Origin of the sequence: Staphylococcus hyicus (genome assembly GCF_000816085.1) — a bacterium.
GTDB classification, from domain to species: Bacteria; Bacillota; Bacilli; order Staphylococcales; family Staphylococcaceae; genus Staphylococcus; species Staphylococcus hyicus.
The window spans coordinates 2,119,845-2,137,498 of record NZ_CP008747.1 but is presented as its reverse complement, the minus strand read 5'-3'; the positions used below and the strand labels follow the sequence as shown (position 1 = coordinate 2,137,498).

Below are 17,654 nucleotides of genomic sequence, written 5' to 3'. Positions count from 1 at the left end.
GATGTTAAAAATTGCACATTTTTCATTTGATTCAAGGTTGTTTTTAGGAACAGGGAAATTCGAGAGCGTAGCAGTTCAAAAGAAAGCCATTGAGGCATCAGAAACAAATGTTTTAACATTTGCGGTGCGCCGGATGAATTTAAATGATAGCACTTCGCCGCATTCACTTGCGGATGTGAATCTCGAAGCATTTATTACTTTTCCAAATACTGCAGGAGCGACAAACGCAGAAGAAGCAGTACGTATCGCTGAAATTGCAAGAGAAGCTGGTGTTTGTGACATGATTAAAGTTGAAGTGATTGGTGACAATGAGACGTTGTTACCGGATCCTTTTGAAACCTATCGCGCATGCGAACTACTATTAGAAAAAGGGTATATTGTATGTCCATATATTTCAGATGATGTCGTATTAGCTCGGCGTTTAGAGGAATTGGGCGTTCATGCATTAATGCCTCTAGCATCTCCAATTGGTACGGGCAGAGGTTTAAGTAATCCGTTAAATCTGCGATATATTATCGAAAATAGTAATGTTCCTGTTATTGTAGATGCGGGTGTAGGATCTGCTAAAGACTGTGCAGAAGCTATGGAATTAGGTGCAGATGCCATTTTATTAAACTCAGCAATTTCTGGCGCGAAAGATCCAGTAAAAATGGCATTAGCAATGAAAAAAGGGATTGAAGCAGGGCGTTTGAGTTATGAAGCAGGGCGCATTCCCATTCGTTATAATGCTGTACGGTCTAGTCCTACTGAAGGATTGGGTTTTCTTTAATGTCACGATATGATCGACAAGAAAAATTTCATGCATTCGGTTCTGCAAGTCAACGTAGGTTAGAACGATTGCACGTGTTAATCGTTGGGGTAGGCGCGCTTGGTAGTGGTATTGCAGAGCAACTTACAAGAAGTGGTATTGGAAAGTTAACCATACTAGATAAAGATATAGTGAGTTTGTCAAATTTACATCGTCAAAGTGGCTACCTTGAAACAGATGCGTTGGACGTTCGTCCTAAAGTCTATGCATTAAAAGAACGTTTAACGGCGATGAACAGTCATGTTAACGTTGATGCTTTGAATATGGAGTTAACATCTAATAATGTTGAAGCATTATTACTTAAGCATCAACCAGATATTATTTTAGATGGATTAGATCGATATGAACCAAGATACCTTCTTAATGAAGCTTGTCATAAATTCAATTTTCCTTATATCTATAGTGCGGTAGTAGGGAGTCAAGTGAGTGTATGTCCTATTGATCGTCATGGGCCGTGCTTAAATTGCTTGATGCCTGACATACCTGATACGATGGAAAGATGTTCTCAGTATGGTGTCTTACCACCTGCCGTTCATATTGCAAGTAGTCTCGTTGTTTCAGAAGTGTTCTATTATGTTATGCATGGCCAGTTTTCATATAAAATGAAAGCTTTTGATATTTATAAAAATACATTTAAAACTTTGGATATTGGCAATTTAAAAGAAGAAACTTGTGAGGTTTGTCAAAAAGCCTATTATCAAAGATTGATGGCGCCTCCTCAATCTATATCTTCTTTTTGTGGAGAGGTTATTCAAATACGTCTTACAACGGATGACTTTAATCGACGATTGTCACCAGACGTCACGATTCTTCATGAAAATGAAAATGTTAAACGTTTAGCGTATCAGCATAATACAATGACGTTTTTTCAAGATGGTCGTTTATTAATTTATGGGGATTGCAAGTTAAAAGATGCACATGAAGTGGCGCGTCATATTTTCTTTTCATCTTAATATACCGTTAGTTGATAATATTAAATTAAAAGCGGTATAATAAAAAGTATTCATTAGCAACTGAAAGTGAGATGGAAATATGGGACGTAAATGGAACAACATTAAAGAGAAAAAGGCACAAAAAGATAAAAACACAAGCCGTATTTATGCAAAATTTGGTAAAGAAATTTATGTTGCGGCAAAATCCGGTGAACCTGATCCTGAATCGAATCAAGCTCTAAAACTTGTGCTAGAGCGTGCAAAAACATATTCAGTACCCAATCATATTATTGACCGTGCTATAGATAAAGCTAAAGGCGGTGGCGATGAAAACTTTGACGCGTTACGCTATGAAGGATTCGGGCCAAGTGGTGCCATGGTCATCGTTGATGCGTTAACGAATAATGTTAACCGTACGGCTTCAGATGTGCGTGCTGCATTCGGTAAAAATGGCGGTAACATGGGTGTATCAGGATCCGTAGCGTATATGTTTGATCATACAGCGACATTTGCATTTGAAGGATATGATGCAGATACGGTTTTAGAACACTTAATGGAAGCGGATGTTGATGTACGTGATGTGATTGAAGAAGGTACTTTAACCATCGTATATGCAGAACCAGATCAGTTTGGTGTTGTCCAAAATGCATTAAAAGATATGGGTGTGCAAACGTTTGAAGTTGCTGAATTTGAAATGTTACCTCAAACAGAAGTACAACTTTCAACAGAGGACCAAGAAACATTCGAAAAGCTTATCGATGTGTTAGAAGATTTGGAAGACGTCCAACATGTTTTCCATAACGTTGAATTATAAAAGAATAGATAGAGGTGGAACATGGTGTTTCACCTCTATTTGTTTGTTGCTATAAATGAAACGGTGTGTATGACGCGTCTTTTGAAGGTTTTTAATATTTAAAGATTAAAGATATGAGCAAAATGTAATATCTTTTTCATTAAAATGTTTAGGCATGTTATATGACTTGAAGGTCAATACTATTTTCATATAGAACCGTTTTCATCCTACCTTTCTTTAGTGACATCAATTGAAAGTTTATATATAATGAACAAAAGGGAGTTGGTGACCGTGAAAGTAAAGTATATTGATAAACGTCACTGGCGTCGCCTCATAGATCGGGATTATATCGAAGTCAAAGTAAATAATAATAAATTTAAAGGTATTATCGGCTTGATAACGATGAATAAGGTGAAAGAACCTTTGGAGGTGACTGTTGTTGGAAAACGAATGATTGTGGCAGACAATCATTTTCAGTGGCTGCAAATTTTACCCGATAAGAAACGATACAGTATAACTGTCATGTTTAACGATAAAGGGGAGCCATTACAATATTACTTTGACATCAATTTGAAAAATATTACTCAAAAGGGGAAAGCGCGTACAGTAGATTTATGTTTAGATGTACTCGTATTACCGAATGGGAAATATGAACTTGTAGATCAAGATGATTTAGAACGGGCACTTAAAACGAAACAGATTACGCAAAAACAGTACCATGAAGCCTATGTTATTGCACATCAACTGATGATACAAATCGATGAAGATTTTGAGAGTATTCACGATAAAGTAATGTATTGTTACAGAAAAATCAATCATAAATACCAAAAAACAGAAAGAAGTACGCAGCTATAAACATCACGGTCATTACGTATAAAACATGACGATGTGATGATCATATTTCTGCACACTGGACATATGATGTCTAGTGTTTCTTTTTATTTTTAAAAGGAGGGTGAATATGAAAATAGATGATTATCGGTTATTAATTACTTTAGATGAAACGAGAACGTTAAGAAAAGCCGCAGAACGTTTATATATTTCACAGCCTGCGGTGACACAACGCCTCAAATCCATTGAGCGTCATTTTGGTGTTGAAATTTTTATACGTACGAAAAAACAATTGATTACGACGATTGAAGGGGCTATGGTAATTGAGCATGCTAAAATGATGCTCAAACGAGAGCGGCTCTTTCAAGATAAAATCAAAGCACATATTGGTTCTGTAAGTGGTACGTTATCTATTGGTTGTTCATCTCTTGTAGGGCAGACGGTCTTACCAGAAGTGTTATCACGATATACGAACGAATTTCCAAATGTTGAAATCCAACTTCAAGTCGGCTCTAGTGAACACATTAAAGCCCATCATAATGACTACCACATAATGATTGTACGAGGTAATCAGTTACTCAATTTACACAATGATCATTTAATGGATGATCAACATTATTTCATTTATCCGAAAAATAAAGAATCCGAACTTCAAAAGTTACCGTTTATTGAATTTCAAGCAGATCCTGTATACATTAATCAAATTAAAACATGGTATCACCATCACTTGTCACAAGATTATCATGCACGTATTAAAGTTGATCAAGTTGCGACATGTAAAGCGTTGTTATTAAGTGGCGTCGGTGTAACTATTTTGCCTGAAATTATGGTGAAAGATTTAGATGAAAATGAGTTTGAACTCGTGAAAGTGGATATTGAAGAAGAATCACTAATTCGCTCAACATACTTAAGTTATGATGTAAGTATGTTGCAACTGCCTCAAGTGAGCTCGTTTATTAACATTTTAAAAGATCAAGTGGCAGCGTCATCAACAATTTAAAAAGGAGGCGCACATGTTTCGAGAATTACTTCAAATAAAAAACTATAAACTATTTGTTGCAAATATGATGTTAATTGGAATGGGAATTGCCGTAACGGTACCCTTTTTTGTATTATTTGCTACAAATAAACTTGGAATGACGACAAATCAATTTGGCTTGTTGCTAGCACTTGCTGCGATATGTCAATTTTCAATGAATACAATTGTTGCACGTTTTTCAGATACGCACGCCATCAATAGAAAACTTATTATTATATGTGCCTTATTGATGGGTGCGATTAGCTTTGCATTACCATTTTTTATAGAGAACATTCCTTTGTTTATTCTTTTATATGCGATTTTTCAAGGTTTATTTGCACCTGCAATGCCACAATTATATGCTTCTGCAAGAGAATCTATTAACCAATCCACATCAAGTAGTCGCGCTGTCTTTGCAAATTCAGTTTTAAGATCTATGTTTTCATTCGGATTTTTATTTGGTCCTTTAGTAGGTAATATTTTGAATCAATCATGGGGTTATGATGGGTTGTTTGGTGGTACAGTAGCGATTATTGTAGTCACATTAATTTTACAAATCTTTTTCTTTAAAGAAACAAAAGTTGCCCAACCCATTAGAGGTAGTCACACTTTAGAACAAAATGCACCTTCTATGTTCACACACACATATTTAATTATTCCTTTCTTAGCGTTTATATTGCTTCATATTGGACAATGGATGTACACGTTAAATATGCCATTATTTGTTACACAGTATCTTCATGAAGATGAAAAATATGTTGGTCATTTAGCAAGCCTTTGTGCCGGACTTGAAGTCCCATTTATGATTATATTAGGGATGGTAGCGAGTAAAATTGAAACGCGAACATTGCTTGCGATTGCTGCTGTATGCGGTGCACTCTTTTTTGGAAGTATCGGCATTTTCAACAGTGTACATATGATGTTGATAGGACAAGTTTTCTTAGCCGCATTTTTGGCAGTGTTACTCGGCATTGGTATCAGTTATTTCCAAGATATTTTACCCCAATTTCCTGGGTATGCGTCTACATTATTTGCAAATGCTATGGTGATTGGCCAATTATTAGGAAATTTACTTGGTGGCGCGATGAGTCAATGGGTTGGACTTGGCAATGTCTTTTATGTTTCAGCATTGTCACTTGCCATGGGTTTTCTATTCATCCTACTAACTAAAGCGAAAATCAAACCAAACGCACAATAGAAAGGGACTTTAAAGAACATGACACTACTATTTTGGTTGTTAATTGTAATATGTTTTGCGGTCGCGTTAATGAGTTTAATTAAGCCAATTATACCGGGCGTACTCTTTTTATGGATTGGATTTTTAATTTATCAATTTGGCATAAACCAAAGTAACTTATCTTGGATTTTTTGGAGCGCGATGATCGGGCTAACGTTATTTATTTTTATTTCGGATTTGTTGATGAATCGTTACTTTGTTAACCGTTTTGGAGGTAGTAAAAAAGGAGAGTGGGCCGCATTAATTGGTGTTATAATTGGTTCATTTATTTTGCCGCCTTTTGGGATTTTAATCGTCCCTTTTCTTTTAGTATTTGGAGTTGAAATGATGGAACATCGTGAACGAGACCGCGCATTTAAAGCGAGTTTTGGTTCACTTGTCGCATTTTTTTCTAGTACATTAATGCAAGCCTTTGTTATGGTGATGATGATACTATGGTTTTTTGTAGATATTTTAATTTTTCGTTCATAAAGCGTTGCCGTATAGGTGAACAGTTACGCATTTACACTTAATTTATTTTATATCAATTTAATCGCCTTCAATATTCATGTTGTCATGAGTGTTGAAGGCGAATTTGTTTGATATGAGAGGTGCTACGTTTTTTTATACCGCCATGATGCGGTTTGTGTTTTTTTCTTTTTACCTTGTCTATCATTGATGAATAAGCCGATCGGGATAACTACAAATGAAATTAAGATAAATGTCCAATTTCCAATATTGATATAAGGTCCCCATTGTAAAAAGTTTTGAGGGAAAAAGAACAGTAGAAATAAAGTGATAAAAAGAGCAATAATTACGATGTAACCAAAAAACCATGAGAATCTTGAGTAACTAAATGCTTGGAGTTGAACCATTTTATAACATGCCCATATAAATAAAAATAATACAAACAAGCCAATGATAAAAGTAATTGGAAACGTATATAAGTACAAGCGAGTATCATTTATAAAAAATCCAAGAAACCCTTTCAAAAAGCAAAACACACCGAGTAATAATATTAAATGTCTAAGAATCGTTTTGAAAATATTGATTATCGTATGATTGGGTAATGTTTTAATTGTGTGTATGGCATGTGATTTAGGGTCGTGGTTAAAGAAATCCATCGCATGTGTCCCTTTATCTTCTGCTTTTAATAAATGGTCTAAAATATGCTGGAGCATTTTTTCAGATTCATAAGCATTTACACGCATATCTGCACGTACATAAGTCATATAGCTTTCAAAAATTTGGCGATCCGTGTTATTTAAGCGTAATGACTTTACGTTATTATCACGTGTAAGTTGTTCAACAGACTTCATCATACACACCTCCAGTAAATTATGGCATAATTTACATTGATTATAGTATGACATCATGGAAAATACAAACGAATATAAAGGTCTTAATGTGGGAGATATAACTGTGATGAAAAACATAACATATACGGATGTAGATGCCATCCGTCAAATTGCCAATTTTCATACTGAAATGCTTCAAGACGACCCTATGGCTCAAAAAGGTAAAACGGCAATGATGTGCGCTTTATATGAAGAGATGATTCAACGCCGCTTAAAATATGAGCAAGAGTATATATGTGTTGTATCCGAACAAACACAAATCCATGCCTATATTTGGGGGCATTTTGACGCACCATCAAAAACAGTAACAATTGAATCGCTATATGTTTCAGAGGAATATCGACATAAAGGGATTGCCACTACACTTAAAAGAAACGTTGAAAGATGGGCAAAGTCGTTAAGAGCGCAACAGGTCATTGGCACTGTGTTAGCTTCAAATACTGCGATGCTGACATTAAATGAAAAATTAGGGTATCGTGTACAAAAAGTGATAATGCAAAAAGAGTTGAATAGTGACTAAAGATGCGTACATATAAGAAGCGTGATAAAATAGAAATCAGTAATTCAGTGATGGAGAGAAAACAAATGAAAAGAGTACTTGGTGCGTTAATAGCTAGTGCAATCCTTTTAACTGGATGTGGTTCAAGTGAAAAGGACAAACTTCAGAATGAAATCAAATCTTTAGAACAAGAACAAAAAAAATTAGAAGATGAGAATAAAAAATTAAAAGATCAAAGTAAAAAGCTAGATGATCAAGTGAAACAAGTGGAAGAGGATATTAAGAAACCTGAATCGTCTTCAAAAGAAAAGGATAAAAAAGATTCTAAACATGAAAAAAAAGACAAAGCGTCTTCACAAACTGAAAAAGCTACGCAAGAGAAGTCTACCGACATGAAACATGATAAAGCGAAAGAAAAGGCAACAGATGAATCAAAACATGCTAAAGAATAAATAAACGATATGTGTATGGTTGCTAAGTGGTAAATGAGGCGTTTTGTCTAAAAGGGTTTAGGGTAAAAAATGACATATATGAATGTAGAGAAGAGAGGGACATTGCTATGTACGAAAAAGAATTTAATTTAATTGAAGGTCGTGAAATGTCATTAGTTGAACTTGGCCGTGAGATTGAAAATATAACGGGTTATACGATTGTGGACGCAACAGGTGAAATTCAACGTAATATCGCGTTAAAACCGAATTTTAAACATGATTGGGAAACGTATACAGCGACATATCGATTGAATCATAAAAATGATTTTGTGGATGCGATTTTCACGACGACCAAAGGTCAGGATGTTACGCGACTCAAAGATAAAGCTGTTAAAATCCAACTCATTAGTTACATTTCAAGAGCATAGACATAAAGTGTGAAACGCGTTCTTTAGCGAATGTAGCTATAGAGCGCTTTTTTATATAAAAAGAGGGGGATATCGATGTCTGTTTATATTGAAACGGAACGCCTTATTTTAAGGGATTGGGAAGAGAAAGATTTATTGCCATTACAACAAATGAATGCAAACCGGCAAGTGAGACGCTATTTTACAAGTCTATTGAGCTATCAACGCTCAAAACTAGATTTCGATGCAATGCAGCGTGCGCTAAAAAAGTATGGTGTAGGATTATTTGCAGTGGAATTAAAAGCAACGCATCAATGGATTGGTTTTATTGGATTGAATTACATTGCTAAAGATAGCCATTATACATTTAAGGAACTACCATTTTATGAAATTGGTTGGCGTTTACTCCCTGAAGTGTGGAATAATGGTTTAGCACAAGAAGGCGCAAAAGCAGTATTAAATTACGTTGAATCTATGAACTTAGGTCCCATTTATGCAATTGCAGCTAAAAAGAACATCCCTTCTATTCGTGTGATGGAGAACATTGGAATGACATTTGTAGATTTTTTCGATAAACCTGAGCTTAGTCAATATCACGAATTAAAAGAAAATGTGCGCTATGTGTGGAATCCTCAAAAAAGTGCCTAAGGGATAAGTAACAATTTCCTTTAGGCACATTCTTTATTTCTAGTTTACGGAGGTTAAACGCGAGTCAATTACTCCGAACGGTAAGATATTTGTTGTAAGTATTTTGATATCACTTAGTTAATCATACGTTCTGGTCGTCAGTGGTTTGAAATGATTTAAACTGTCAATTAATGCTTGAGGCTCATCGTATACTTGAGCGAGGTGTTGATATTTGGCATCTATAAACCCTTCTTTAATCATATGTTGTATTAACGATACAAGCGGTTGATAGAATTGATTTGTATTAAATATGCCTATAGGCTTTTGATGCAATCCAATTTGTGCCCATGTATAAATTTCAAAAAATTCTTCTAAAGAGCCTGCACCACCTGGCGCGAGTATGAATGCGTCTGCAAGCTCTGACATTTTTTGTTTACGTTCATGCATAGATTCTACATGGATAAGTTCAGTTAAATGTTGACTGGTGATTTCACGTTCATCTAAAAAACGAGGCATAATGCCAATGACATGACCACCGTGATCGAGAACCCCTTGCTGTATGGCACCCATGATACCAATTGCGCCAGCACCGTATACAAGTTCAATTTGTTGCTCCGCTAAAAATTTTCCGAGTTGATATGCGTCTTTCGCATAAACCTCATTGTGACCTTTACTAGCGCCACAAAATACTGCTACACGTTTAATCATATGATTACTCCTTTCAATCTGTCTTAATAATACGTTGAAGTGCCACTTCAAAATGATGACGTTGAGCATCAGTAAAAGGTTTTGGGCCTTTTGGATGTTTGCGCGACTTACGCCTTTCTTGTTGACTATAAAACCGTTGTGTTAATAACTGCTCGATATTCTCATTAGTGTATAGATACCCTGAATGATGCATCACATATTTTGACTTTTGAAGTGCGATACTCGCAAGTCCATAATCTTGAGTGACGATAAGGTCATCCGTTTGCATCGCTTTTATGATAGCAAAATCAACGGCATCGCGACCACCATCAATATACTTGAGTTGCACATGAGGGGGATAATGTTGGTGTGAATAATGCGCGTAACTACGAAATATATATACAAAAATGCCTGTCTCTGCAGTAAGTTCAACAATAGAACTTACTACAGGACAAGCATCTCCATCAATCAAAATACGCATATTAATGTTTTAGCCTATTTAAAGCATCATTCGATACTTTATTAAGTTTTGAATCCTTGCGTTGTTGATCATTGTCTCTCACGTGCTTTTCCATTTGCGCATATTGTTGTTTAAATAGCGGTGCCTGATTGAAGTTTTCATCGATGTTTGTGTTTACACTTGTTTTTTTATCTTGAGGTCCTTCCTCAGAAGGCGTTTCTGTAATCTTAGTGTCAGTTGATTGTGGTGCTTGCGCTTTAGACATCAAACCAGTTTGAGCTTCAAATGATTGCACTTCTGCTATTGATTTAATGCGCGGTGGTAACTTATCTTCAGATGGTGCATCAGCAACTAAGTCTACGTTCTGAGCATTTTTTTGTATTTTCTTTTCTAATTTTTTTGCTTGTTTTTGACGCTTTTTCTCTACTTTCTTTTGATGTTTTAGAGATTTTTTCGATGGTGTTTGTGATTTTTCTTGGTCTGCTGTCATCGCTTCTGTACTTGCAGTCGCGCCTAGTCCCTCAACCTCTGTCGTTTTAGTCGATTGAGGTGCATTCTTTTGAGCTTTTTTAAGTTGTTTCTGACGTGCTTTTATATCTTTTTTTGCTTGTTTTTCTTCTTCTTTATGACGTTTTTCAATATTTTTTTGGAGCTTTTTATTCATTTTACGCGTTTGAACTTTATTCTTTTTCTCTAATTTTTCACCTTGTGCAATGACGTTTGACTGCTCATTTTGACTTTGGAAAGTCTGGGTATTTGTAGAAGATGCAAGTTCAAAATCGCTTGAGTCATTATTGCCTGGCACATGACCAACTTTTTCTTCGTATTTTTGCATTTTTTCTAAATTTTTTACCATATGTTTCTGACGTTGTTGAAGCGATTTAATTTCTTCTTTATGACGTTTTTCAATATTTTTTTGAAGTTTTTTGTTAAACTTTTGAACTTCTTTACGATTTTCAATTTCAATTTCTTCGCCACGGGCACGCACATTTTCTTTACGTCTAAAACGTTGTGCTTCAGCTTCTTTTTTCATAGATTTATTGTAATCACGACGACGTTTTTTCGTCGCTAAATTATCTTTAAGTTGGCCCGCATTAGATACAACGGATTGAGATACGCGACCCGTTGTTGATTTAATGTGATGTGCTGCATTTGTTGTTTTATGTGCTACAGTTTTAGACGTATTTACAGTAGCATCTGTCACTTTTTTAACATCAGGGTGTTCTTTAAATTTTTGACGTTCATTTATTAAAGGAACGATGAAAATTGGTAATACGTTAATAATCGTTTTAATCGTTTTATTCATGCACGTTGCCTCCATTTAAGAATATACTTAAGTCCTTTTACCCTATGATACTAGAATATAAACGCACAATACAATCCATAAGGCGGGAAAACATGGGGAGGAATACGCGCTTTGGGGGACTAAAATTAAATGTGCGAAACGAGTGAGAGAGAGGAAACATTAAAGTCACAAATGAAGGGTAAAAACGTCTAGGATATAGTAGCTACGCTAATAAAAAAACCAACAAAATTCAATTTTATGAATTTTATTGGCTATTAAAATTATTCTTATCAACTATCCAAGCCATCAAGATGTAAAGATATGATGGGTTAAAAACAACGTTTTGATTAATTCTTAGCAGAAACTTCTAAAGCATTAGGTCAAAACAAATAATCTTATTTGAGCATGAGATAACTACACGATATTAGCTTTTTCAATATTGAAGGCAGTAGCTGACTGAAGTGCGTATGTACCTAGTCAGCTTTCTGTAATACTCCCATATAAGCGAGGTGTTAGTAACAATCAAAAATTGAAATGATTGATGTCCTACCCTTTTATCGGTGAAGATATCAATAAAATTGTATCCATTTATTCCATTTATAACTGCAGATACAAGCTAAGTTCATCACGATATGAATAATTTCAAATTCAAAACCGCTCACATAACCGCGACTTAATTTTAATGTGAAAATAGAACCTAACATCACGCTAATATAAAACACGTTTACATATGGCGTTAAAATACCTGCAATCAGCATGACACCCCCTACGACCTCACCAATAGACATTAAGACAGCTATAGTAGGTGGTAAGCCAAGCGATCCTAAAAAGTGAATCGTACCATCTAAATCAACAAATTTTAATGTGCCATGTACTAAAAAAGAAGTCGCAAGCATCCAACGTATTAATAACATACCTAGTTTCATAATGAACATCCTTTCTCGAAATATGATTTATTTAAATAAAAAGTGTACTCAATAAGTTGTTAAAGAAATGCACAAGTATGGCTGCTTCTATTCGTTTCGTTTTTAAATATACGAGTGCAAAAATTATGCCGGCATAAAAGTATGGGAGATACCCAATTAATGAATCTGCTTCATGTAGCCACGCAAATATGAGGCTGGACACTATCATGCCTATAAATAAATGATTTCTAAAAAATACACGCATCATAATTCCACGCATCACAATTTCTTCAGTTACAGCAGGAATAATCGCAAGACTAAAAATTGCTGCCCAAGTAGGAACATCTTTGAAATCCGCGTCAATACTTGCATCATTTTTGTTATTGGCATCTATAAAGTGGTCGAAGAGACTATCTAAACCGAGCATAAATAACAGCGACATGATGACTAAAAGCCAATCGCCTGATTTTAATACTTGAAATGACAATAATTTAATGCCAAAACGTTGCATGATGAAAAGGATGGTACATATTAAAATAAATGAAATGAGTGCCCATATCGCATGCTGAGGGGTATAGTTACTAATCTCAAACCCAAAGATTAACAATATCGCAAAGAGTAATCCTTTAACCAATGCTTGTCCATAAGGTGCTTTTGTAACTGTAAAGTCATCAGCGAAAAACTTGCATAGTGGAGTCATACGTTCACCTTTCAAATTTATTTATATTGATATATTAAATGATTCGGATAAAAATAAACATTAAATGAAACTTAAAAATAATAAGGAGGATTAAAATTGCGTTGATTAAAGTAATGGAATAGAGCGTATGCGTGTGCATAGGGAATAAAAAACCAACGCATTCAGAAGTTGAGCGTTGGTTTGTGAGGAAATGTTTATTTTATGATGCCATAATAAACTACTGCAATGACAACAACAAGAACGATTCGATAAATTGCAAATGGCAGTAATTTGACACGCTGTATTAACGATAGGAATAATTTAATAGATAATAAACCAAAAATAAATGCTGCAAGAAAACCAATAATATAAAATGGAATGTGTGATAAATGAATATAACTAAAGTTTTTTAATAAAGACAAACCACTCGCAGCCATCATGATTGGTACAGCCATCATAAATGTGAAATCTGATGCGGATTTATGATCCATTTTCATTAATACCCCTGTAGAGATGGTAGACCCTGAACGGGAAAATCCAGGCCACATCGCAATGGCTTGAGAAAGCCCAATAACAAATGCTTGGAAATAATTAATTTCATCTACATTTTTAGGATTACGTACCCCCCGGCTAAATTTATCAGCGATAATCATATAAATCGCACCTAAAAATAATCCGATTAATACGGTTGGTACGCTAAAGAGATGTTTTTCAATAAAGTCGTCAAATAATACCCCTAAAATACCCGCTGGAATCATCCCTACTAAAATGTGCGTGATTTTTAAACGTCGAGGTTTTGAACGACGACCTTTTTGCACTTCTGGGGCATATTTTCCAATGTGAAGCATTTCAAAATATTTATGCCTAAATACCCAAGCTGCAGCAAAAACGGATCCTAATTGAATCACCACTTTAAATGTAAAGGCAGATTCAGAACCTAAAAATTGTGTGGATTTTAACCACATATCATCAACTAAAATCATATGGCCTGTTGAAGAAACAGGTGCAAATTCTGTTAAACCTTCAACAATACCAAGCACTAATGCCTTAAGCAATTCCAAAAATAGCATAACATTAACCCTCTTTATGTTTAATTTTTACTTTATAACTTAGCATATCATAGCATATCTTAATAAGCATGTCTTAATATAGCAATATGATAAGTCCAAAGTATGAGTGCGTTGCTTGTAAACAAACTGTCACAACTTTAAATAAAAAAAGGTTTCTTCAAATGCATGAAAAAATGCAACCCTATATACTAGTAATAATAGTAAGTAAACTGAAAAGCATTCACGTAAATGTAAAGGACGGATAATATGAAGTGGCTTCACAGTTGGTTGAAACAATACAAGCATTTTGCACTGCTTTTAAGTGTGACAAATATTACATTGGCTCTCGTTATTATTACCCAAAATGTAACGATTGCAATGATATTAAATGAATTATTATTAAAACATAGTCATTATTGGCAAGCACTACTCGTAATTTTAGGAGTGGCATTGATACTTAGAGCAACACTATTAATGTTGAACGATTGGCTAGGGGCACGTCTAAGTGATCATGTTAAACGAACGATACGTCGACAATTACTTCAATTACAAACGCATCAATCGGTAGGGACGCGTCTTGCCATTGCGACAGAAACATTAAAAGAGATGTTACCTTTTTATAAAACATATTTACCACAACTGTTTAAATCGACTTTAATTCCGTTGAGTATCATTATAACGATGTTTTTTATCAATATACCCACAGCTATAATCATGATTATAACGGCACCATTTATTCCGATGTTTTATATTATTTTTGGTTTGAAAACACGTGATGCTGCGAAAAATCAAATGACATTTTTAAATCAATTTAGTCAACGATTTGTTAATTTAACGCGTGGTTTAGTCACTTTAAAGTTATTTCAACGTTCAGATCAAGCGATACAAAAAATAGAGTATGAAAGTACACAATTCCGTGATAAAACGATGATTATTTTAAAAAGTGCCTTTTTATCTGGATTAATGCTTGATTTTATAAGTATGCTAGGTATCGGACTCGTGGCGTTAGAAGTAGGGCTGAGTTTAATTGTATTCGAGCGCATTTCCTTTTTAACTGCGGTCATTGCTTTAATTCTAGCACCTGAGTTTTATAATGCGATTAAAGATTTAGGGCAAGCGTTCCATGTAGGTAAAGAAAGTGAAGGCGCGAGTGAGATTATTCAAAATGTTCTTCAAACTGGGACAAATGACCCCGTCGCTTCACAAAAAATAATGCCGCAATCTGCTTTAATATGCCTTCATAAGGTCTCTTATCGCTATCCCAATACGACAAAATATGCAATTAAGGACATCCAGGCACAAATTAATGAGGGGGACCATATTGCGCTTGTAGGACCGAGTGGCGCTGGGAAAACGACACTTGTACGGATACTCTCAGGAGAATCCAAGGTGACAGAGGGAAACATTACCTTTTCAAAGCATGTTAATATTGGTTATTTATCACAAAACCCTTATATTTTTAATGCAACAATTGCTGAAAATATCACACTTTTTAAAGACGTTGATGATACCGCGATTTTAGCTGTGCTTGAAGAAGTTGCATTAGGAAACAAAATCAAACAATTTAAAGCAGGCATTCATACACGCATAGGAGAAGGTGGCGAAATGCTCTCAGGAGGGGAAATGCGGCGTATTGAACTTGCCAGAGTATTGATGTTAAATCCGGATCTTATTATTTTAGACGAACCAACAACTGGTTTAGATCGTAGCACAGCGCATCAAATCCAACATGTGTTGCAATATCATTTTTCGCATATTACACAGGTGACAATTGCACATCGTCACACGTCATTATCACATGCTAATCGACGTTGGTATATAGAAGATGGACGATTATTGAAAGATGATCACCACATCACTACAGAGATTTAAATCAATAGATAATAAATTATAATCTAACGCATAAAATTTATAGTTGTAACTAAGGCGGTGACACATTAATGGAACGTGACAAAAACAATCATTTAAGTCACACATTAAATATAAAATGGAATCGGGATATTATATTGGCTATCATTTTAGGGGTTTTAGGGAGTAGTGTAGCCCTAGCTATGTTTTTTTTAAGTGGTTATATGATTACAGAGAGTGCACTAGGGGCGCCATTGTTTGCACTCATGGGGCTAATTGTGACAGTAAAGTTATTTGGTTTTATGCGCGCAGTGACACGCTATTATGAACGCTTATTCTCACATCGCGCAACATTTACGATGTTGCGTGATGTTCGAGTGTATTTCTATCAAGCCCTAATTCCAATCGTGCCAAACGTCTTTAGACAATTTAAAACGAGTGATTTATTGGGACGAATGGTGTCACAAATTGAAGCTTTGCAAAACATATATTTACGTGTTTATTACCCGCCAATTGTCATGAGTTTAACGGGTGGGCTCACAATATGTGTATTATTGTATTTTTCAGTTTGGCATGCACTCACACTTTTAATTGTGATGAGTTTATCGTTATGGTTGATTCCGTGGTTGAGTGCAAAACGTGCAACAGTTATAAAAAAAGATATCGATGACACTTATCAAAAACTCATGCATCGCTATTTTGATTATATTCTTGGATATGATGAATTGATGCGATTTAATCAAAATCAATCTTATGAGGGACGCTTATTACGTACAGAAGAGGCATTAAGTAATGCAGAATATCAAGAACAAATGTTTCATATTGTCTATCAATATGTATTAAATATAATCAGTATGATTGCGATTTGGGGCTCCGTGTGTTTAATTATCATACAAGTGAATGCGGGGACATTTGATCCGGTTTATGCTACAAGTATTGTGTTGATGCTACTGACCTTATTTGAACAACATGTTATGATGAGCCAAGTGGCATATTATAAAAGTGAAACTGATGAAGCCACACATCAATTAAATGACGTCATGTCTGTAGCGCAATTGGATGAAGGGAAGGATCGCATTGAAGTAGAGCAAATTGAGATGCGCGCGTCATTATTTTGTCTAAAAAATGTGTATCACCAATTTCCAACACAACAACGGGCGACTTTAAAGGGTGTTCATCTTAATATTAAGAAAGGCGATCATATTGCCATTTTAGGTACATCTGGGTCTGGAAAAACGACATTATTAAATATTTTATTGGGTTTATATCCGATTTCTAAAGGTCATATGACTATTGGGGGTAAACCTCATTTTCATCGAACGCATTGGCTTACACAAGTAAATCCTCTTCTACAAGATGCGCAATTCTTTGATGGGACAGTTAAAGATAATTTATTGTCATCATGTAATGAGGTGGACTGTCTCAATGCTTTGAGAAAAGTTGGATTAGACCATATTCCTTTATCGAGAGAAGTAACATTAAACAAAAACGCTTTATCTGGGGGAGAATTTCAAAGGTTGGCCATTGCACGGCTATGGTTAAAACAAGCACCTGTATGGATTTTAGATGAGCCGACAAAAGGTATAGATGCCAAAAGGGTAGTGCATATAATGCAACAAATTCATGATACTGCAGAAACACTTATCGTAGCTACACATAACTTAGATATATTACGTGATTTCGATGCTGTTTATAAAATAGAAGAAGGCATATTAACACGTGTGGACCCTGAGTCACTTAGCGTTAATGCATAAATGAAATCAAAATGGAAGAAGGGCTTGGATGAACGTCCAAGCCCTTTTGATTGTTTTAGTGTGTCAT

General features: G+C 35.2%; 19 protein-coding genes and 1 pseudogene. 13 read left to right on the top strand and 7 right to left on the bottom strand.

Translation table 11 applies throughout. The features are described 5' to 3' along the window. Position 1 precedes the first annotated feature (1 nt). The 7 genes from SHYC_RS10115 (at position 2) to SHYC_RS10085 (ending at position 6,090) form a co-directional block, all read left to right on the top strand. A complete protein-coding gene (locus tag SHYC_RS10115) occupies positions 2-769 on the top strand; it encodes a thiazole synthase (RefSeq protein WP_039646846.1) in 768 nt (255 codons plus the stop codon). Beyond that, the gene (locus SHYC_RS10110; RefSeq protein ID WP_039646844.1) at positions 769-1,761 is read left to right on the top strand and encodes a HesA/MoeB/ThiF family protein; all 993 of its coding nucleotides are present in this window, start codon (positions 769-771) and stop codon (positions 1,759-1,761) included. Before SHYC_RS10115 ends, SHYC_RS10110 begins: the two co-directional genes overlap by 1 nt. Positions 1,762-1,840: 79 nt before the next feature. Continuing rightward, a complete protein-coding gene (locus SHYC_RS10105; protein ID WP_039646842.1) occupies positions 1,841-2,554 on the top strand; it encodes a YebC/PmpR family DNA-binding transcriptional regulator in 714 nt (237 codons plus the stop codon). A gap of 264 nt (positions 2,555-2,818) precedes the next feature. Continuing rightward, entirely contained in the window at positions 2,819-3,388 is a 570-nt protein-coding gene (locus SHYC_RS10100) for a ribonuclease FAU-1 family protein (RefSeq protein WP_082021556.1), read from the top strand. 106 nt (positions 3,389-3,494) lie between these two features. After that, positions 3,495-4,364, top strand: coding sequence for a LysR family transcriptional regulator (locus tag SHYC_RS10095; RefSeq protein ID WP_039646838.1), 870 nt, complete (start codon positions 3,495-3,497; stop codon positions 4,362-4,364). Between the two features lie 13 nt (positions 4,365-4,377). After that, entirely contained in the window at positions 4,378-5,580 is a 1,203-nt protein-coding gene (locus SHYC_RS10090) for a sugar efflux transporter (protein WP_039646835.1), read from the top strand. Between the two features lie 18 nt (positions 5,581-5,598). Continuing rightward, positions 5,599-6,090 (top strand): DUF456 domain-containing protein, encoded by a 492-nt coding sequence (locus SHYC_RS10085; RefSeq protein WP_039646833.1) that lies wholly within the window; start codon positions 5,599-5,601, stop codon positions 6,088-6,090. 122 nt (positions 6,091-6,212) lie between these two features. Here SHYC_RS10085 and SHYC_RS10080 read toward each other — a convergent pair whose 3' ends face one another. Next, positions 6,213-6,917 carry a DUF1129 family protein gene (locus tag SHYC_RS10080; RefSeq protein WP_039646831.1) on the bottom strand — a complete coding sequence of 235 codons (705 nt, stop codon included), beginning with the start codon at positions 6,915-6,917 and terminating at the stop codon, positions 6,213-6,215. A 106-nt stretch (positions 6,918-7,023) separates the two neighbouring features. Between SHYC_RS10080 and SHYC_RS10075 the strand changes: the two genes are divergently transcribed. The 4 genes from SHYC_RS10075 (at position 7,024) to SHYC_RS10060 (ending at position 8,941) form a co-directional block, all read left to right on the top strand. After that, complete coding sequence (locus SHYC_RS10075) at positions 7,024-7,476, top strand: GNAT family N-acetyltransferase (RefSeq protein ID WP_039646829.1); 453 nt, start codon at positions 7,024-7,026, stop codon at positions 7,474-7,476. Positions 7,477-7,541: 65 nt separating this feature from the next. Continuing rightward, positions 7,542-7,907, top strand: coding sequence for an SA0632 family lipoprotein (locus SHYC_RS10070; RefSeq protein WP_039646827.1), 366 nt, complete (start codon positions 7,542-7,544; stop codon positions 7,905-7,907). A 107-nt stretch (positions 7,908-8,014) separates the two neighbouring features. Beyond that, positions 8,015-8,314: a hypothetical protein gene (locus tag SHYC_RS10065; RefSeq protein WP_039646825.1), complete on the top strand. Its 300-nt coding sequence runs from the start codon at positions 8,015-8,017 to the stop codon at positions 8,312-8,314. 75 nt (positions 8,315-8,389) lie between these two features. Further along, entirely contained in the window at positions 8,390-8,941 is a 552-nt protein-coding gene (locus SHYC_RS10060; RefSeq protein WP_039646823.1) for a GNAT family N-acetyltransferase, read from the top strand. A gap of 117 nt (positions 8,942-9,058) precedes the next feature. Here the strand turns inward: SHYC_RS10060 and SHYC_RS10055 are convergent, their stop codons facing one another. From SHYC_RS10055 to SHYC_RS10030, 6 genes and pseudogenes are all read right to left on the bottom strand, one after another. Then, positions 9,059-9,625 (bottom strand): LOG family protein, encoded by a 567-nt coding sequence (locus SHYC_RS10055; RefSeq protein ID WP_039647719.1) that lies wholly within the window; start codon positions 9,623-9,625, stop codon positions 9,059-9,061. A 16-nt stretch (positions 9,626-9,641) separates the two neighbouring features. Further along, positions 9,642-10,088: a YaiI/YqxD family protein gene (locus SHYC_RS10050; RefSeq protein WP_039646821.1), complete on the bottom strand. Its 447-nt coding sequence runs from the start codon at positions 10,086-10,088 to the stop codon at positions 9,642-9,644. A gap of 544 nt (positions 10,089-10,632) precedes the next feature. After that, positions 10,633-11,373 (bottom strand): annotated as a pseudogene (locus SHYC_RS12575) (hypothetical protein); the annotation flags it as partial. 548 nt (positions 11,374-11,921) lie between these two features. Further along, the gene (locus SHYC_RS10040; protein WP_039646819.1) at positions 11,922-12,278 is read right to left on the bottom strand and encodes a DoxX family protein; all 357 of its coding nucleotides are present in this window, start codon (positions 12,276-12,278) and stop codon (positions 11,922-11,924) included. Positions 12,279-12,309: 31 nt separating this feature from the next. Beyond that, complete coding sequence (locus tag SHYC_RS10035; protein WP_039646817.1) at positions 12,310-12,957, bottom strand: CPBP family intramembrane glutamic endopeptidase; 648 nt, start codon at positions 12,955-12,957, stop codon at positions 12,310-12,312. 194 nt (positions 12,958-13,151) lie between these two features. Further along, a complete protein-coding gene (locus tag SHYC_RS10030) occupies positions 13,152-14,006 on the bottom strand; it encodes an undecaprenyl-diphosphate phosphatase (protein ID WP_039646815.1) in 855 nt (284 codons plus the stop codon). Between the two features lie 246 nt (positions 14,007-14,252). Between SHYC_RS10030 and SHYC_RS10025 the strand changes: the two genes are divergently transcribed. Further along, positions 14,253-15,857 (top strand): ABC transporter ATP-binding protein/permease, encoded by a 1,605-nt coding sequence (locus tag SHYC_RS10025; RefSeq protein ID WP_039646813.1) that lies wholly within the window; start codon positions 14,253-14,255, stop codon positions 15,855-15,857. Between the two features lie 68 nt (positions 15,858-15,925). After that, on the top strand, positions 15,926-17,587 hold the full coding sequence (locus tag SHYC_RS10020) for an amino acid ABC transporter ATP-binding/permease protein (protein WP_052257850.1): 1,662 nt from the start codon (positions 15,926-15,928) through the stop codon (positions 17,585-17,587). Positions 17,588-17,654: the final 67 nt, after the last annotated feature.

What these genes read in the sequence shown, in the direction of transcription:
- SHYC_RS10115 (WP_039646846.1), top strand. Translation starts at nt 2, where the DNA reads ATGTTAAAAATTGCACATTTTTCATTTGATTCAAGGTTGTTTTTAGGA.
- SHYC_RS10110 (WP_039646844.1), top strand. Translation starts at nt 769, where the DNA reads ATGTCACGATATGATCGACAAGAAAAATTTCATGCATTCGGTTCTGCA.
- SHYC_RS10105 (WP_039646842.1), top strand. Translation starts at nt 1,841, where the DNA reads ATGGGACGTAAATGGAACAACATTAAAGAGAAAAAGGCACAAAAAGAT.
- SHYC_RS10095 (WP_039646838.1), top strand. Translation starts at nt 3,495, where the DNA reads ATGAAAATAGATGATTATCGGTTATTAATTACTTTAGATGAAACGAGA.
- SHYC_RS10090 (WP_039646835.1), top strand. Translation starts at nt 4,378, where the DNA reads ATGTTTCGAGAATTACTTCAAATAAAAAACTATAAACTATTTGTTGCA.
- SHYC_RS10085 (WP_039646833.1), top strand. Translation starts at nt 5,599, where the DNA reads ATGACACTACTATTTTGGTTGTTAATTGTAATATGTTTTGCGGTCGCG.
- SHYC_RS10080 (WP_039646831.1), bottom strand. Translation starts at nt 6,917, where the DNA reads ATGAAGTCTGTTGAACAACTTACACGTGATAATAACGTAAAGTCATTA.
- SHYC_RS10075 (WP_039646829.1), top strand. Translation starts at nt 7,024, where the DNA reads ATGAAAAACATAACATATACGGATGTAGATGCCATCCGTCAAATTGCC.
- SHYC_RS10070 (WP_039646827.1), top strand. Translation starts at nt 7,542, where the DNA reads ATGAAAAGAGTACTTGGTGCGTTAATAGCTAGTGCAATCCTTTTAACT.
- SHYC_RS10065 (WP_039646825.1), top strand. Translation starts at nt 8,015, where the DNA reads ATGTACGAAAAAGAATTTAATTTAATTGAAGGTCGTGAAATGTCATTA.
- SHYC_RS10060 (WP_039646823.1), top strand. Translation starts at nt 8,390, where the DNA reads ATGTCTGTTTATATTGAAACGGAACGCCTTATTTTAAGGGATTGGGAA.
- SHYC_RS10050 (WP_039646821.1), bottom strand. Translation starts at nt 10,088, where the DNA reads ATGCGTATTTTGATTGATGGAGATGCTTGTCCTGTAGTAAGTTCTATT.
- SHYC_RS10040 (WP_039646819.1), bottom strand. Translation starts at nt 12,278, where the DNA reads ATGAAACTAGGTATGTTATTAATACGTTGGATGCTTGCGACTTCTTTT.
- SHYC_RS10035 (WP_039646817.1), bottom strand. Translation starts at nt 12,957, where the DNA reads ATGACTCCACTATGCAAGTTTTTCGCTGATGACTTTACAGTTACAAAA.
- SHYC_RS10030 (WP_039646815.1), bottom strand. Translation starts at nt 14,006, where the DNA reads ATGCTATTTTTGGAATTGCTTAAGGCATTAGTGCTTGGTATTGTTGAA.
- SHYC_RS10025 (WP_039646813.1), top strand. Translation starts at nt 14,253, where the DNA reads ATGAAGTGGCTTCACAGTTGGTTGAAACAATACAAGCATTTTGCACTG.
- SHYC_RS10020 (WP_052257850.1), top strand. Translation starts at nt 15,926, where the DNA reads ATGGAACGTGACAAAAACAATCATTTAAGTCACACATTAAATATAAAA.